This is a genomic window from Pseudomonas sp. CLCA07 (genome assembly GCF_053615335.1).
This window is the reverse complement of record NZ_CM132131.1, coordinates 6444539-6461093: the sequence shown is the minus strand read 5'-3', so window position 1 is coordinate 6461093 and position 16555 is coordinate 6444539. Positions and strand designations below refer to the sequence as shown.

17 protein-coding genes and 1 pseudogene are annotated in these 16555 nt (G+C 56.8%); 14 read left to right on the top strand and 4 right to left on the bottom strand.

Features of this window, described 5'->3' with window-relative positions:
• Positions 1 to 15: 15 nt before the first annotated feature.
• Positions 16 to 2205 (bottom strand): transcriptional regulator NosR, encoded by a 2190-nt coding sequence (gene nosR / locus ACWGZX_RS29615; protein ID WP_046027253.1) that lies wholly within the window; start codon positions 2203 to 2205, stop codon positions 16 to 18.
• A 518-nt stretch (positions 2206 to 2723) separates the two neighbouring features.
• Between nosR and ACWGZX_RS29610 the strand changes: the two genes are divergently transcribed.
• Positions 2724 to 3269, top strand: coding sequence for a DUF488 domain-containing protein (locus ACWGZX_RS29610; RefSeq protein ID WP_046027854.1), 546 nt, complete (start codon positions 2724 to 2726; stop codon positions 3267 to 3269).
• A gap of 31 nt (positions 3270 to 3300) precedes the next feature.
• Here ACWGZX_RS29610 and ACWGZX_RS29605 read toward each other — a convergent pair.
• Positions 3301 to 3549, bottom strand: a pseudogene (locus ACWGZX_RS29605) (hypothetical protein); the annotation flags it as partial.
• A 259-nt stretch (positions 3550 to 3808) separates the two neighbouring features.
• Between ACWGZX_RS29605 and ACWGZX_RS29600 the strand changes: the two are divergent.
• From ACWGZX_RS29600 to ACWGZX_RS29570, 7 genes are all read left to right on the top strand, one after another.
• Complete coding sequence (locus ACWGZX_RS29600) at positions 3809 to 4516, top strand: succinate dehydrogenase iron-sulfur subunit (protein ID WP_046027252.1); 708 nt, start codon at positions 3809 to 3811, stop codon at positions 4514 to 4516.
• A 924-nt stretch (positions 4517 to 5440) separates the two neighbouring features.
• The gene (locus ACWGZX_RS29595) at positions 5441 to 5791 is read left to right on the top strand and encodes a hypothetical protein (RefSeq protein WP_046027251.1); all 351 of its coding nucleotides are present in this window, start codon (positions 5441 to 5443) and stop codon (positions 5789 to 5791) included.
• Positions 5792 to 6196: 405 nt separating this feature from the next.
• A complete protein-coding gene (locus ACWGZX_RS29590; RefSeq protein ID WP_052961856.1) occupies positions 6197 to 6412 on the top strand; it encodes a hypothetical protein in 216 nt (71 codons plus the stop codon).
• A gap of 537 nt (positions 6413 to 6949) precedes the next feature.
• The gene (locus tag ACWGZX_RS29585) at positions 6950 to 7810 is read left to right on the top strand and encodes a c-type cytochrome (RefSeq protein ID WP_046027250.1); all 861 of its coding nucleotides are present in this window, start codon (positions 6950 to 6952) and stop codon (positions 7808 to 7810) included.
• Positions 7811 to 7825: 15 nt separating this feature from the next.
• Positions 7826 to 9196: a cbb3-type cytochrome c oxidase subunit I gene (locus ACWGZX_RS29580; protein WP_046027852.1), complete on the top strand. Its 1371-nt coding sequence runs from the start codon at positions 7826 to 7828 to the stop codon at positions 9194 to 9196.
• Complete coding sequence (locus tag ACWGZX_RS29575; protein ID WP_080942983.1) at positions 9196 to 10011, top strand: CbbQ/NirQ/NorQ/GpvN family protein; 816 nt, start codon at positions 9196 to 9198, stop codon at positions 10009 to 10011. The genes ACWGZX_RS29580 and ACWGZX_RS29575 overlap by 1 nt, the downstream gene beginning before the upstream one ends.
• A complete protein-coding gene (locus ACWGZX_RS29570) occupies positions 10012 to 12033 on the top strand; it encodes a nitric oxide reductase activation protein NorD (RefSeq protein ID WP_046027249.1) in 2022 nt (673 codons plus the stop codon). It abuts the gene before it with no gap.
• On the opposite strand, the gene ACWGZX_RS29565 is transcribed toward ACWGZX_RS29570, so the two are convergent.
• The gene (locus ACWGZX_RS29565) at positions 11965 to 12408 is read right to left on the bottom strand and encodes a CHAD domain-containing protein (protein ID WP_452626600.1); all 444 of its coding nucleotides are present in this window, start codon (positions 12406 to 12408) and stop codon (positions 11965 to 11967) included. The genes ACWGZX_RS29570 and ACWGZX_RS29565 overlap by 69 nt on opposite strands.
• Before the next feature lie 41 nt (positions 12409 to 12449).
• On the opposite strand from ACWGZX_RS29565, the gene ACWGZX_RS29560 reads away from it, so the two are divergent.
• Complete coding sequence (locus ACWGZX_RS29560; RefSeq protein WP_185752248.1) at positions 12450 to 12608, top strand: hypothetical protein; 159 nt, start codon at positions 12450 to 12452, stop codon at positions 12606 to 12608.
• On the opposite strand, the gene ACWGZX_RS29555 is transcribed toward ACWGZX_RS29560, so the two are convergent.
• Positions 12596 to 12835 carry a DUF3079 domain-containing protein gene (locus ACWGZX_RS29555; protein ID WP_046027248.1) on the bottom strand — a complete coding sequence of 80 codons (240 nt, stop codon included), beginning with the start codon at positions 12833 to 12835 and terminating at the stop codon, positions 12596 to 12598. The genes ACWGZX_RS29560 and ACWGZX_RS29555 overlap by 13 nt on opposite strands.
• 151 nt (positions 12836 to 12986) lie before the next feature.
• On the opposite strand from ACWGZX_RS29555, the gene ACWGZX_RS29550 reads away from it, so the two are divergent.
• The 5 genes from ACWGZX_RS29550 (at position 12987) to ACWGZX_RS29530 (ending at position 16529) form a co-directional block, all read left to right on the top strand.
• Positions 12987 to 13334: a hypothetical protein gene (locus ACWGZX_RS29550; RefSeq protein WP_046027247.1), complete on the top strand. Its 348-nt coding sequence runs from the start codon at positions 12987 to 12989 to the stop codon at positions 13332 to 13334.
• An 87-nt stretch (positions 13335 to 13421) separates the two neighbouring features.
• The gene (locus ACWGZX_RS29545; protein WP_046027246.1) at positions 13422 to 13952 is read left to right on the top strand and encodes an iron transporter; all 531 of its coding nucleotides are present in this window, start codon (positions 13422 to 13424) and stop codon (positions 13950 to 13952) included.
• Positions 13953 to 14285, top strand: a complete 333-nt coding sequence (locus ACWGZX_RS29540) for a cupredoxin domain-containing protein (RefSeq protein ID WP_046027245.1) — start codon at positions 13953 to 13955, stop codon at positions 14283 to 14285.
• A gap of 22 nt (positions 14286 to 14307) precedes the next feature.
• Positions 14308 to 15162, top strand: coding sequence for an FTR1 family iron permease (locus ACWGZX_RS29535; protein ID WP_046027244.1), 855 nt, complete (start codon positions 14308 to 14310; stop codon positions 15160 to 15162).
• Positions 15150 to 16529, top strand: coding sequence for a 4Fe-4S binding protein (locus tag ACWGZX_RS29530; RefSeq protein ID WP_046027243.1), 1380 nt, complete (start codon positions 15150 to 15152; stop codon positions 16527 to 16529). Before ACWGZX_RS29535 ends, ACWGZX_RS29530 begins: the two co-directional genes overlap by 13 nt.
• The last annotated feature ends 26 nt before the right edge of the window (positions 16530 to 16555 follow it).

The following is a 16555-nucleotide window of genomic DNA, read 5'->3' as shown; positions in this document are numbered from 1 at the left end:
TGCTGCGAGGGCGGGTCAGGGTTCGAACACTTGCACCACTGGAATCAAGTCGGCGTGCGCTGGTACGGGGGCTGGTTTGTCCCGTGTCTTGCGCTTGTTCTTGAGTACTAGTGGCGGGCATTTGTTTTCGTTGTGATAGGTCATCTGGCAATCGAGGCAGTAGTGACACTCGTTGGCGTTGATATGACCATCGGGGTGGATCGCCTGGATCTCGCATTCCTTGGCGCAGAGCTGGCAGGGAGTGCCGCACTCCTTGCGTCGTTTGAGCCAGTCGAACAGGCGCAGCTTGCTGGGAATGGCCAGCGCTGCGCCCAAGGGGCAGACGTAGCGGCAATAGACCTTGCGGGTAAAAATGTTGATGACCAGCAGCGCCACCGCGTAAGCCACGAACCACCACTGGCGGTCGAACTTGAGGGTGATGGCGGTCTTGAACGGTTCCACCTCGGCAAATTGCTCAGCGGTGGTCATCGACTCCAGGGAGATGCCAAATAACACCAGCAGAATGATGTACTTCACGGCCCACAAGCGTTCATGCAATGCGAAGGGCAATTCAAATTGCGGAACCTTGAGTTTGCGCGAGGCTTCGTTGATCAACTCCTGCAACGCACCGAACGGACACAACCAGCCACAGAACACGCCTCGCCCCCACAGCAGAATGCTGGCGGCGGTGAATGTCCAGAGGATGAAAACAATCGGGTCGGTGAGAAACAGTTCCCAGCGAAAGTTCTCGACCAGGGCATGGGCGAAGGTCAGCACGTTGACCACCGAAATCTGCCCCAGGGCGTACCAGCCAATGAACACCACGGTGAAGATCAAATAGACGCGACGCAGCCAGTGGAGGAAACGCGGGTACTTGGTGAAGGTGTCCTGCAGGAACAGAATCACCATCAACACCGCCAGAGCCGTGCAGAGGATCCCGATCTGGAAGGCTTTCTGGTACCAGATGTTGACCCATGTCGGTCTGTTGGCAACCTCGATGGCGGCCAGTTCTTCGGCGGTAGGCGGTGGGCGCAAGAGGTATTGTTCGGGCAGTTGGTAGGAAAGTTCGAAGCTGCTGAATGTGCCGCCGGTTGCACCGGTCTGACGACGCACCAGCAACTCCAGGGACCAGGGCGATCCCGGATCAAACTTGGCCGGTTCGCGCACAATGAAAATCGACATCTCAGTGAACTCGGGCATGCCTTTGGCAAACACATCCGAGAGCCGCTGGTGGTCCATGTCGCGAAAGCTGATGATGTTGCCGAACTGGCGCAATTGCACCCGGTCGAAAATGCCGCCGCGTACATAACCCGAGCCTTTATAGGAATAGAGCCCGCGACCCAGTACCGCGATGGCCTGTTCGCCGGGCTTGAGATCTTGCATAAGAAATCGGTATTGATTGTCGCCCAGCAGGTTGCGACCGATGGCCGGCGGGTTCAAATCGGCGGTGAACAGTTCGATGAAGGTATCGTCAACCTGATCCGCGGCGGCATTGTCGAGCCCCTCGGCCTCAGTGCCTTTGAAGGCAGCGTCGACTTGCCCACGGGTCAGATTCAGTCGGCGAATGGCGCCGTTGCCGGTCAGTTGCTCCCAGGTGGCGGGCTCGAAAAAGTCTTCGCGCACAGTGGCGGGTTTCTGTGTAACGCCGCCATTGTCTGCAACCAGTTTGAGCGATACGGCCACCTTGTGCGCAGCGCGCATGATGATCTCATTGACCACCATGACGGTCACCGTCGCCCCGGCGATCCCATCGACTGTCACTGCCTCTGGATCACTGGAGTGACCGACAACCACCCTTCGGTCGGCCTTGATGCCCTTATATTTGGCATCGAAGGCATGGAGCTTATCCACGGGAATGCCGATCAATAGGATCGGCTCATGGTGCTCCAGCACGTAGGCATCCTGGATCACCCCGGCAGAATCGAGAATCACCTGCATGTTGACCGGCTTGCCTGAATAGGCCGGGATATCCACCACGTCCTGACTCTGGAACACATAACCAAGCAGGTTTTTTCCGCTGCTGATGGTGCGAACCTTGAACTCGCCTGTCGGCTCGGAAAGCTTATCACTGCCAGGAAATATGGCGTCTACACGCTGCTGCTCGAGCCCGCCATAGTCCTTCGCCTGTAATCCGGAAAACCCACCGAACACCAGACACAACAAAATGATCAGCCCATATTTAAATGGACGCCGGACACCGGACAGTGAGAGCTTGGAAGCACGCATGGGTTCGCTGAGCGATCGACCTCTGACGAATGACCCGCCGAGTAACGATTATGCTCCATCGCCTCTTTTAATTAGAATTATGCGATCAACACTCCTCCTTACTCACGGACATAGCAATCATAATCTATCAGCGGGTCAAAACAATTTTCAGCACCAATGGTTCAATATTAATTTAAGGAAGGCTATCCAGTAGACAAATAATCATCTTCAAATAGATCGGTATATTTTTAGTCATTCCACAAAAAAACCTCGGAACAATGGGTGACCGTCCTCCCCTGACGAGCGTTCATGTCTGATTTTCATCGCGTTTTCGTCTAAAATACAGGCCTGAATAAATTACTTTCTTGACTATAAACCGGAATTTCCGAATTACCCACTTGCGAATATAATTGCAGTCGAAGGACCATCAATCGATGGTGAAGCGCTTGACCCTACGCCTAAGCGTTCTAGGAGACAGTAAACGAAGTCGATTATTCATTGTCATAGTTAGCACTATTGGTATTTTTGGACCCTGGCTAATGTTCGAGCTCCCAGTAATTCATACAATAGGCCACTCTACCAGAACCCTATCTGAGTTCATTGAGCTACTTCGGGCCGAACATATTGAGTTGCTCGCGGACATTCGCACCGTGCCACTATCGCGAACTAACCCTCAATTCAATTTTAATACATTACCGCAAGCGCTTGCTGCGAAAAACATCGATTACATACAACTAGCCAAACTTGGCGGATTACGAAAAAAATCAAAAACTGTGGCGCCAGACATTAATGGATTCTGGATCAATCAAAGTTTTCATAACTATGCCGACTATGCGTTGTCCGAAGAATTTGAACAGGGCTTGCTGCGTTTGCAAGAACTCTGTCAGGACCAGCGATGCGCGATCATGTGTTCGGAGGCCGTCTGGTGGCGTTGTCATCGCAGAATCGTAGCGGACTACCTTCTCTATCGCGGCAGAATGGTTGTGCATCTTATAGGCCGAGGCAGAGCCGAACCCGCAACTTTGACCGCGGCCGCGACCCCTTTGGGGAATTCGCTTCTCTACCCAGCGCCAGTTGTCGGCTGAAAGGTGTCCGGCATAAGGGTCGCGGGCACCCTCATGACTCGGACAGCTTGCGAAATCGCATTGCACGGGCGACGCTATCGATCATCTGCGAAGCCGCATGAATGGTTAGGGGGTGGTGGGTGAACCCCGGTCAAGGCGTGATATATGAGGCAATTTCACGGGGGACGGCCAGCTGCTTATCCGAATCTTGAGCGAGCAGCACGATCACTAGGTTTTCCAAGGGAATAGCTCGGTTACGAAAATGGACCAATTCGGCATTCGACAACTCTGGAGTCTCGGTAGCCGCTGATTTGCAGATCTACTGCTGCTCCCTCGTTGCCCGCGCCGATGCGTCGCACAGTCTCAGGAAGCGGATTGTCTGTCAGCGACGCTTCACCGTCCGCCTCGTAAACTCGCGCCGGATGCAAATTCGCTCTGACATCATCAACGTCTATGCTCCACGTGAGGAATTCTTCTGATCGACCGGATGTGGGTACCGTGCGCTCACCAGATCAAGGTGCTGTCCACTCTCGTCGTAATCGGTGGAGGAAAAACGAGCCATGATTGAAGTACAGGTATATCGATACCACCCGGAACAAGAACGGTCGCCTTGGATGCAGTCGTTGTCGTTGCCCGAGGAGTTCCGAGTGCTAATGGTGCTGGATGCATTGGAGTTCCTGCACGAGGCAGATCAGACACTGGTCTATCGGCGCTCCTGTCGGGAGGGTGTTTGCGGCTCGGATGGAATGAATATCAACGGCAAGAACAGACTGGCTTGCATCACGCCAGTTTCGGAGGCGCTGGGCACGGCCAGCATACTGATCATCAGACCTTTGCCCGGCATGCCGGTCATCCGCGATTTGGTAGTCGACCAGAGTCTCTTCTTTCAGCAGTACGAGAGCATCAAGCCATGGCTGATCAATCACGAGCCAGCACCGGCCATCGAGCGTCTCCAGTCCCCCAAGGAGCGCGCTAAGCTCGATGGACTGTATGAATGCATTCTCTGTGGCTGCTGTTCCTCGCAATGTCCATCCTGGTGGTGGAACCCGGAAAAGTACGTAGGTCCAGCCGGGCTGTTGCAGGCTTGGCGTTTCATCACCGACAGCCGCGATCAGGCCACGGTAGAACGGCTAGAGCGGCTGGAGGACCCGTTCAGCTTGTTCCGTTGCCGCAGCATCGGCAACTGTTCATGGGTCTGCCCCAAGGGCCTCAATCCCATGGGGGCCATCGGAAAAATTCGCCAAGAGCTGTTCCGAAAATCTACCTAGGACGTTGGATCAACTCGATGAATCGGCTCGGCTCCTCAAGACTCTTTAGAGTGCCTCTTTTTGGCCGTTGCGTTGAGTTGAAATAGTCGGCTTCAGTTTCCACGCCAGAAATGTACGCGTCTGAGATTTTTAACACTGATGGATCGCCTACCACCTCCTCGCTTTGACTGACTTGGGTGCCCTTCGGCAAGCGCTCAGGCTCATCATTTTTCAGGCACACAATGCGGTGCGGTAGAGATCGCCATGCTTGTTTGGTTGAGGTGTTACGTCATCTATCGCTGGTCACCTCGAATGCAAACAAGTGGTCAGTGGGAAAGCAAACGACGGGGCAAGTCGAGTGCAAATGGGTGGGCAAGTCTGTGCAATTACCCAGCACGCCCCCCTAAGCTTGTCGTTGATACGCTATCTCATGTGTTTAGAGTAATGACTCCGCTCCCGCAGAGAAGGTCGGAGACGGCGAAGTAAGCGCTAAAACACGCTATGACCCATCGAGCCCAAGCTATTCGGTGAGGGTCACTTACGGGAGAAACCTCGGTGCAGAGGAATTCGCACACCCTTTTCCTTGATTTTGACGGCGCTTACACCCCGACGCCGTCGACTTGTCTCGCCTAGGGCCGACACGGAAGACCGAAGGTACGCTTTTTATGTGTTAGTTGAGCACTGGAGGCGTCGGAATTTTCCCTGCATTGGTACTGCGCCCCCATGTCAAAGTCACTCATCGAGTACCAATCGTCCAGTTACGCACGCACGCACAAGCTATCAGTCGAGAAGTCATATTGACTATTTATTTGTCATTATGACCTTTTCCGCATTAGGTCATAATGACTATTCGTATACTTATGTTATTGATATTAATCAATAAAATTATTGGCCCGTTTTGTGTATTGAATAGCGAACTTAACGCAAAACCAAAGGGACAATGTCATGACTCGTTCAATCGTGCTCAGTTTTACCCTGTGTACACTGCTGTCTCCGCTATGCCAGGCAGACCAGATAATCCGTGAAGTCCCCGACACAACCGCTGGCAGGGGTTTCGGCGCCTTGACCGGAATGATGGTTGGCGCGGCAGGCGGCCCGATTGGTGCACTAATCGGCGCAACTGGCGGTTTTTTCGCCGGCAGTGCGGTGCAAGCAGGCATTGGCAAGTCTGAAGCCGCTTATGAAGTGAAAAACGCGCAAGGCGAGATTAGTACGGTGCGCTCACCCAATGCGATTTTTGAAGTCGGGCAGCAGGTCACGCGTAAAGGTGCGCGACTGGTGGCATCTGAGGAGTAAGAAGCTGAAACAGTTTCATGTGACTAAATAGAACTGCTTTTTAGGCCCGCTTGCGGGTCTTTTTTTAAGTCGTTTTTTGAAATGTATTATTAACGAATTCGATGATCGATCAGCTTTCTAATAGTGAGCGATTTTTGGTGCATGGTACTTCATGAGCTCTCGGAACTCAAAACGGAGCAGACAACAAGTAACTTGAATACCGCCAACAATGGCTCAACACCAAAGACAAGATCAATCGGTAAACGCATTCAGTATGCAAAGGTGGAATCGAGAAGCCCTGCTTCGTGGCACAACTTTGAAGTAGCTTTGCGTGTACTTCGACGTTTCTCGCCCAGCCAGCCTCCAAATCAGAGAGCAGGATTGGGCGCAAAAAAATAAGAACAGGTCAAGCAAGAAGGCACAGCAATGAACGACACGAGGATTTCCGGTCAAGCCGAAGTATGTCTAAAGCTGATGCTTGAACGTAACAACCAGCTGTTCAGCGAAGCACATCGCTTGAGCTGCGCCGCCCTTGATCTTCTCGATCGGCTCTATCTGGATTGGAAATTTTCAGCCAGTATCATGAGAAGAGACGAAATACCGATCTCAAATATCCTGACGCCATCAAGCACTTACGGTTGATCATGACTGAATACCATGCGCCTCCGTCCTCAATAGAGATAATTTGATTATTTACTTAGCCTCGATTATTTCAATTTCTTCTGTGTGACCGCCACTCCGACTGGTTAAAATTTTATTCAATTTCTTGACAGCTATGCGAAGTCTACTACCCTCAAGATCATTCAACTTCCCAACTTGAACCACGGCACTCAAATATGCAGCGCTTGGTATCGTTAATAATTAGTGCCTGTTCTCGGCTATTTGAATCCTGACCTCAGGCAATCGTCAGTGCAGCAGAAGTCGAGGTCGCCTGCCTTGTTCCGAGCACCGCAAAGCCGCTGTGCATGCGCCTAACACTCTTCCTGTTGATTAATACCCACCCGGCAGAGCGTTATCCCAGGAACTTTCCACCTGCATTTTCACATTGGGAGGCAGTCGTGCAAAAAGTCTTGAAGCTTGTCAGCTATGCAGTGCTCGTGCTGATGGCCAGCGCGGTCGTCTATGCCGGAGTGATCGGCATCACCTATTGGACCGGCATCGGCGTATAGGGAGTTCGCAATGAACAAACGCCAGACACGCTCATTCGCGCTGATATCGACGGCTATCGCCACTGTGGTGTTTCTGGGCATGACTGTTGATAGTCACCGGCAGTTTCCCACACTGACCAACGCTCAACAGATCACGCCCCAGGTCACTCGCGGCAAGGATGTCTGGCATCAATACAATTGCATCAATTGCCACACCTTGTTCGGCGAGGGTGCTTATTACGCCCCGGACCTGACGAAAATCACCCAGCAGCGCGGCGCCCCTTACCTCACTGCGTTCCTCAAAGACCCCTCAAAGTTCTATGACGAGAAACGCCATCGCCGACTGATGCCGAACCTGAAACTCGGCGATGAGGAAATCGCCGATTTGATCGCCTTCCTCGACTGGGTGAGCAAGGTCGACAATCAAGGCTGGCCGCCGCGCCCGATTCTGGTGACCGGTGCGTCGATCCCCGGCATGGACCTCACCGTGGCACAGCAGAATGCGACCGGTGGCGACCAACCCCCTCCCGCCGCCCGCCCAATGTCCGGCAAGGAAGACCCGATCGCCCTGGGCGAGGCGTTGTTTCGAACAACCGCCACCCCGGTGTGCAGCGCTTGTCACTCGATTGCGCCGGGCGTCAACCTCGCAGGGCCAACGCTGGCCGGGTTGGCCAATCGGGCCAAGCAGGTCATCGCCTCGCCTGACTATAAGGGCAAGGCCAAGGATGCCGAAGGTTTCATCCGCGAATCCATCGTTACGCCGAGTGCCTACCTGCATCCGGGCGACATGTTTTCCGCCAACGGTATGTCCTTCATGCCGGACACCTTCGCCAAATCGCTAACGCCCGAACAGATCGATCAACTGGTCGCCTATCTGGCGTCGTTCCAGTAACCGCAGGGGATGACCATGCGCTACAGATCTCAATCCGTCGCCTACTGGTATTTCGCCGTTGCCATGGTGTTGTTTGGCCTGCAATTGGTTTTCGGCCTGCTCTCGGCGGCGAAATACCTCGGGCCGGATCCGCTGCTGAACCTCTTGCCATTCGATGTCACCAAGTCCATTCACACCAATCTGTTGATCGTCTGGGTGCTGACCGGGTTCATGGGGGCGACCTACTGGATGGTGCCGGACGAGTCCCGTGGCGAGTTGCACAGCACCAAACTGGCCTACATCCAGCTCGGGTTGTGGACGGCCATGGGCGTCACCGCCGTTCTGGGTTACCTGTTCGGTTATGGCACCGGGAACAAGTTGCTCGAACAGCCGCTGCCCCACAAAATCGTGATCGTGATTTGCATGCTGATGTTTCTCTACAACATCGGCATGACGATCAAGAAAGCCGGGCGTTTCACCGCCACCGAGGGCGTTCTGCTGCTAGGCCTGGCCAGCGCCGCCGTGCTCTTTCTGCCAGCGCTGCTGCATTATGAAAATTACGTGGTGTCGATCTATTACCGGTGGTGGACCATCCACCTGTGGGTCGAAGGTGTCTGGGAGATGATCCAGGGCGGCTTTCTTGCCTATCTGCTGATCCGGCTGTCCGGCGCTGACCGCGAGGTGATGGAGAAGTGGCTGTACGTCATCGTCGGCCTGGTGTTTATTGCCGGCATTCTGGGCACCGCACACCATTATTACTGGATCGGCGTTCCCCATTACTGGCTGCCACTGGGCGGCTTCTTCAGTGCGCTAGAGCCATTGGCGCTGATCGGCATGGCGATCTATGCCTACAACGCGATGCGCCGCTCGGGCCTGTCTCACCCGAACAAACTGGCCTTGCACTGGACCTTGGGCAGTGCCGTGTTCACCATGTTCGGTGCCGGCCTGCTGGGGTTGGCTCACACCTTCCCCGACGTCAACAAGTGGACCCACGGCACCCTGATTACCGCCATGCATGGCCATGCAGCCTTCTATGGTGCTTACGCCATGATTGTCCTGGCGATGATCACCTATGCGCTGCCGGGCCTGACCCGTCGTCCCGTGGAGGAAAGCAGTATCGGCTATTGGGCGTTCTGGCTGCAGTTGGGAGGCATGTTCGGCATGACCCTGTCATTTGCCACCGCGGGCATTGGTCAGGTGTACCTGGAGCGCATTCTCGGCCTGGGCTACCTGGACGTGCAGCTGAAAATTCAGGTGCACTTCCTGATGCTGGTGGCGACAGCATCGATGTTCAGCCTGGGTGCGGGGCTGTTCATCTTCGAGTTTTTCCGCCATGCGCCGGACTTCAATGTCGATGAAGCCGATCCGGTCCAGGCCACACCTCATGCCTCAGGCGCGGCGCTGTGATGGAACGTTCGCTGATGCACGCCGAACCCGCACCGCTGCAAGCTGAACCCTATTACCAGCCCAGCGGCGACGAGGTCGCGATTTTCGAGCAATGCCATGCGCAGCAACTGGCCGTCATGCTCAAAGGACCCACCGGGTGTGGCAAGACCCGTTTTGTCGAACACATGGCCTGGCGCCTCAAACGCCCGTTGATCACCATTTCCTGCCATGACGATCTGAGTGCCAGCGACCTGGTCGGGCGTTTCTTGATCGGTCACCAGGGCACCCATTGGACGGAAGGCCCACTGACTCGAGCGGTGCGCGAAGGCGCTATCTGTTACCTGGACGAGGTGGTCGAAGCGCGGCAAGACACGATTGTCGTCCTGCACCCGCTGACCGACCACCGACGCATTCTGCCGCTGGACAAAATCGGCGAGATCCTCGAAGCCTCACCACATTTTCAACTGGTGGTCTCCTACAACCCCGGCTACCAACGCATTCTCAAGGATTTGAAACCGAGTACCCGACAGCGCTTTGTGGCGCTGGATTTTGACTTCCCGCCGCCCGAGCGCGAAATCTCTATCATCATCCATGAGGGTGGAACCGACTACGCCACCGCCCACGCCTTAGTCACCCTCGCCCAGCGGCTACGTGCCTTGCAGGACCGAGGCCTGGCGGAAGTCCCTAGTACCCGTCTGCTGATCGCCACTGCGCGGCTGATCACCCACGGCATTGCTGCGCCCGTCGCGTGCCGGGTCGCGTTGATCTCGCCGCTGTCCGATGACGCGATACTGGTCGCGGCCATGCGCGACCTCGTCGACCTGACGTTTATCTAGATGGCCGAAGCCGAGGACCTCATCACCGATGTCGCACGCCACGCAACGGTGTATGCACATGCGTTGTGGCGTCGTCACCAGGCACCCTCGCCCCCTGCAAAAATCGTCACCCTAGGGGATGTCGCACAACACCTCGACTTACTGATCAAGGCGGTGTTCAACACCCACTATTCGCTGCGTGTCGCGCAACCACCCTCGCCACCCACATTGTTAAAAAGGCTTTTACAGCGTAGCGAAATACCTTGTCGGCAAAGCGCGATCCCGGCTACCGATGGTGTGTCTATCTGGCTGCCGGAGCACCTGGGCAGCGATGATGTCCCACTCATGCGGGAACGTTATCGAACCCTCGCCTTGCAACAAGCGATGCGCGCGCAAAGAGGCAGCGCCGCCGCCCTGCCGACCCTTGCCAACCCGATGCAGCGCAGCGTCTATCTGCTCCTCGAAGCCTGGGCTGCCGATACCGATTTGGTGCGAGTGCTGCCGGGACTGGCCGCATCGATCCAAGGGTTGCGTCAACATGCATTTGCCATGCGCCCCCCTCTTCACGCATTTCCCCGCCAACGACAGCCCCTGGAAAACTTCCTTCGGTTACTGCTAAGCAGTGAATGCGGCAAGCCTCTGGAGGGACTGGTGATACCTGCCAAAACGGCCGACTCGCTGCGCCATTCAGCAACCCTCGCGGCACGCCTCATGTCCGCCGAAGAACCTCGCAAGCTCGGTGCCAATTGGCTGTTGCTCGATGCCTGGACCGGCGATCTGCGCGAGCCGTCGGCGCGACGGGCGGTCCCGACGCTGCCCGGCGAAATCGACACCGCCGACACCCAGCCACGCAGCGCACGCCTTGAACGCCAGCCAAATGTGCGTGCAGCCTGTGCCGACGAGGGCGACGATCAGGAACAAGGCCTGTGGATGGTGCAGCCCGCCGAACCGCTGGAAAAGGCCGAAGACCCCATGGGAATGCAGCGCCCTGCCGACCGGGATACCGACACCCCGGCGGCTGATTTTGCCGAGTCATTGGCCGAACTCGAGGAAGCCCGACTGGTGGTCACGGCCGGTCCCACGAAAGAAGTGCTGCTGTCTGACGATCTGCCACAGACCCGTGCTCAGCACGGTGCACAGGATCTTGCCAGCAACGCAATCAGCTACCCCGAGTGGGATTACCGCCGGCAGGTCTACCGTGATCCGGGTGCAACCCTGCAACTGTGTCCTGCCCTGGCAGGCCCACAGCAGTGGGTCGAGCGTACCCTCGAGACTCACCGTCCGGTGCTCGATGCCATCCGCCGGCAATTCGAAAGCCTGCGGGCCCAACGGGTCAGGCTGCGCAAACAATGGGAGGGCGACGATATCGATCTGGAGGCGTATATCGACGGTTGCGCCGAGGCCCGCGCCGGCCTGAGCATGCCGCAGGCGCTGTATCAGACCCAGCGCCGGGGCCGGCGCGACATGGCGATCATGTTGCTGATCGACGTCAGCGGCTCCACTGACAGCTGGCTGTCCTGCCATCGCCGGGTCATTGATGTCGAGCGCGAGGCGTTGCTGCTGGTCTGTCTGGCGCTGGAGAGCCTGGGCGAGCCTTACAGCGTGCTGGCGTTTTCCGGCGAGGGGCCACAAAGTGTCACGATACGCACCCTGAAAGCATTCGATGAGTGCTACAGCAGTGAAGTCGGCCGGCGCATTGCCGCACTCGAACCGGAACGTTATACCCGGGCTGGCGCTGCCATTCGTCACGCGAGCACATTGCTGATGCGCGAAGCGGCCACACACCGGCTCCTGTTGCTACTTTCCGACGGCAAGCCGAACGATATTGACCAGTACGAAGGTCGCTATGGCGTGGAAGACATGCGTCAAGCCGTGACCGAAGCCAAGCTACAAGGCATGCACCCTTTTTGTTTGACCATCGACCGCCAGGCAGCGAACTATCTACCAGCAGTGTTCGGATTGCGGCAGTACGTCTTACTGCCCAGGCCGGAGCTGTTGCCCAGCGCGCTGCTGGAATGGATCAAGAGGCTGGTGATGGCTTGATCCCCCTTCAGACGGCTTTTTTTTGCCTGTTGATGTTGGCAACAGGAAACCAGTGGCTGCGCAGCTCTGCCAATTTTTTTCCAACGAACGCAGATCAGATTCGATCAGCACCTTTTGGCACCATTTATAATGGTCATGCCAGGAACCTAAAGCCGATTGAAGTGCTTTCAGAGAACTCGCCGCTTTGCGCGAAAGCGGTGAAATTTCGGGAAAAGCCTCCGTGAGGTAGCGAGTCCGCTTGACCAGGATTCTCAACTCGTGTCGATCAAATCCAGTGTCATCCACGGCAGTATTCAAGCTGTCGATCTGCAGAGAATGCGGCGGCGTGTTCTGCTTTCCTGCGAAACCTGTTGCGATGATCCGCATCGATTCCATCTTCACTCAATGAAATCGCAGCGAACCACGCGAGTATGGCTATGGCAAAGGCAGAAGAGTCGGCCGAACTGAGGGAGCGACACCTGCAAATTGTGGGCAGTCTGGAAGTCCCGTCCATTGATACGCAACAGATGCCACTGCACCTCATCGCCGGCGTGCAGGACAACCACCCCGGACAAGCAACCAGCTACTCGCTCTGACTGCCAGTCGAGGGGTCCGCTACGTCCTCCGTCGGCTTGTCTGTAGTGATGAGCGTCTCGAGGCCCCAGTCACCAGGCAGATGCCAATCCTCGCCGAACAGCTCGGCCGGATGCATCGTACGGTCGGAGCCATTGCCGCAGGCCAGGGACTTCGCCGGACAATACCGGTCGCACCCCCAACAGATCCGTTCGGGGTGCTTGGGGTTGACGGGGAAGTTCTTGGCCATGCCGATCTCCGATCATTGAGAGGCGTTCTTCCAACCTACAGCCCTTGCGCAAAGCTAGCCTTGATACACATCAAGAATCGACATCGGGCGACCACCTCCTTCGTAATCCCGGGGCTAAGCTAACGGCTGAATAAACTTGGAGACGTTTCTCATGCTCAATAAAAATCCTTTCCCAAGCGGCCATCCAACCCTGTCGACCTGGGACAACCAAAACGCCGCAACATCTCTCGATGACGAAGTTTTTGCCGCTCCGCCAGCCTTGACGAACGCCGAACTGGTTCATCTGCGTGTCCGAGTGATTGCCCTGGAGAACCTGGTCATCGCCCTGCTGGCCGAAGGCTCGGAACACCAGCTCGCCGTTGCCCGGGAGATGGCCACCTACATTTCCCCCAGACCCGGCTTTACTCAGCATCCGTTGACCATTCACGCAGCCGAACAGATGATCTACAGCGTCGAGCGCGCCCAGCGATTTCGCCAACGTGACGAGCCATCGGTTTAATTGCTCGAAACTTGATACTAATCATTATTGTTCGCAGCAAAGCTTCCTAGACTCGGGCTCCTACTCGTCAATGCCCAGGAAGAAATTATGCGTACCCCCTTGTCGCTTTCGCTTGCCCTGCTCTTGCTCACACCGTTGGCTCAGGCCAAGGAATACCCGATCGGGGAACCCCAGTTGTGTCCGGGGCTGGAAGTCGGGGCGGTGTATTTGCAGCCGATCGAGATGGCGCCTGCCGGCATGATGCGCGCCACCGCGGATTCCGATGTGCATCTGGAAGCCGACATTCGCGCCACGGCGGACAATCGACAGGGCTTTCAGGAAGGCAGTTTCGTGCCTTACCTCAATGTCTCGTTCAACCTGAAAAAACAGGGCAACGAGAACGAACTCAAAGGCGATTTCCACGCCATGGTCGCCAATGACGGTCCGCACTATGGCGACAATGTAAAACTGCTCGGCCCAGGCAAATATCAGCTGACCTTCACCGTCCTGCCACCCGGCGGTCATGGGTCCCTTGGCCGCCATACCGATAAGGAAACCGGCGTAGCCCCATGGTTTGAACGCTGCGAATTGCACTATGAGTTCATCTACGCCGGCATTGGTAAAAAAGGCGGTTATTGAATGAAGCGCCTGCACATAGCCTGGCTGATGCTGGCCGGAGCAGTGGTGCCATTGACGGTTCATGCCGAGTTACCCAGCTACGAGCTGAGCCTGAGCGATGGCCACTTCTCCCCCGCCCTGTTGGAGGTTCCAGCCGGACAGCGCTTCAAAATCGTCCTCAAAAATATCGGCCAAGGGCCAGCCGAGTTCGAGAGCACGCCACTGCGGGTTGAAAAAGTACTGTCGCCGGGTGTGACGACCTTCGTGGTCATTCACCCCCTCAGGCCCGGTCACTACCCCTTCTTCGACGAGTTCAATTCGCAACTGCCCGAGGGCGGCATCCTCGCGAAATAACCCGTTCAAACACGGAGTTTTCATGAATCAATCAATGTTCATTGTCTGGCGCGAAAGCGTCGAGGCGCTGCTGGTGATCGGCATTCTCCAGGCCTGGCTCAGTCAGCAGAGTCAGGGCGTTCGTCTGGCCAAGTATTTGTGGGCGGGTGTGGTGCTGGGTTTGATGCTTTCGGGCCTGCTGGCGGTGTTGATTCTGTTTGCCGGTGAGGCCATGAGCGGCTCAGCCAGTGAATGGTTCCAGGCCGCGCTCGCGCTGGTGGCCAGCCTGCTCATTGTGCAAATGGTCGGCTGGATGCACCGCCACGGACGCACGCTCAAGCACGACTTACAACGACACGCCGATAGCCACCTGGCCCGGCAAGGTGGCGCAGGTCTGTTACTGCTGGCCATGCTCGCCGTCAGCCGTGAAGGCAGTGAAACAGTGGTGTTTCTCTATGGCGCCGGTGCTCAGTTGCGAGGTCCGCAGCTCGGTTTGTTTGCCATCGGTGGCGCAATGGGACTGGTACTGTCGGCGCTGACCATTGCCCTGCTGCACAGCAGTCGCCGGTTCATTTCGTGGCAACGATTCTTTGCCATCAGCGAAGCTGTTTTGCTGGTACTCGGCGCGGCATTGCTGGTCAGCGGCACCGAGCGAATCGGCGGCCAATTACTCGCCATGGATTTACCGGAGGTGATGTACAGCCTCGTAGGTGATGCGCTTTGGGACAGCAGTGCCTTGCTCAGTGACAGCCATGGGTTGGGTGGTTTTCTAGCCGGTTTCGCCGGTTATCGAGCAACACCTAGCGGCATGACGTTACTGGTGCTGGCAGGTTATTGGCTGGCCGTCGGCGGTTGGCTGCGTCAACGTACTGCGGAAAAAGCCCCATGCCTGAGCTGAGTCGCCACAATCGATGGTTGCAACGCCTGGGCGACGGCATGCGTCGTCACGCGCCCGTCATTCGTGCCGTGCAGTGGGCCGTTGTACTGTTCTACGCGTTGCTGTTGGTGATCCCGGCGGTGTTGCCGCTGCCGGACAGCCAGGCACGGCTACTCGACAACCTGACCCTGTTCGCGCAGTTTTTGTTCTGGGGCATTTGGTGGCCGTTCGTGCTGCTGTCGATTGTGCTATTCGGCCGACTCTGGTGTGGCGTTTTGTGCCCGGAAGGCTCACTCAGCGAATGGGCCAGCCATTACGGCAAAGGTTTGGGTGTACCGCGCTGGTTGCGCTGGGGCGGCTGGCCAACCCTGGCGTTCTGCCTGACGACCCTCTACGGCCAATTGATCAGCGTCTATGACTACGCTCAAGCGGCGCTGTTGATTCTGGGCGGGTCGACGGTCGCGGCAGTCGTCGTCGGGTTGCTGTTCGCCCGGGGCAAGCGGGTCTGGTGCCGTTACCTGTGCCCGGTCAGCGGCGTCTTCGCCCTGCTCGCCCGTCTGGCGCCCGTGCATTTTCAGGTAGACGAACAACGCTGGATGGAAAACTCCGCACCACGCCTGCCGCCGCCCAACTGCGCCCCCTTGCTCGATATTCGTCGCATGCAAGGCGCAAGTGACTGTCATGCCTGCGGACGCTGCAGCGGCCAACGCGGTGCCGTTCAACTGATCGCCCGCTCCGGCAATCAGGAGATTCTTCACGCAACGGCGCAAACGCTTTCACCGTGGGACGCGCGTCTATTGCTGTTCGGTGTGATCGGCTTGGCGATGGGCGCCTTTCAGTGGACAGTCAGCCCATGGTTCGTCGTCCTCAAACAAACCCTCGCCGAATGGCTGGTCGAGCACGACCAACTCTGGGCGCTGCAAGACAACGCGCCCTGGTGGCTGCTCACCCATTACCCACAGCTCAACGACAGCTTCAGCTGGCTCGACGGTTTCAGCATCGTCGCTTACTTGAGTTTGAGTTCGATGGTGTTGGGCACGGCGTTGATGATCCTTCTGCGCCTGACGGCGCGACTGGCGCAAGATCCTGCACTGTATTGGCCCCTGGCGCTGACACTGACGCCCTTGGGTGGTGCGGGATTGTTTCTCGGGCTGTCGGCCACGACGGTGAAATTGCTGCGCTACGAAGGTATGCTGCTGGAATGGGTACAACCGGCCAGGGCCTGCCTGTTACTGGCCGCGATGGGCTGGAGCTTGTTGCTGGGATGGAAACGGCTTAACCGCGAAGGCCTGTCCCAGGCTCGTCGCTGCGCTGGCAGCACTTGCCTGTTACTCGCCATCGGCTTGGTAGGGTTCGGCTGGTGGTTGCAGTTCTGGGGCTGGTCCTGAGCGCCCTCATCCACAACCACCAGCCC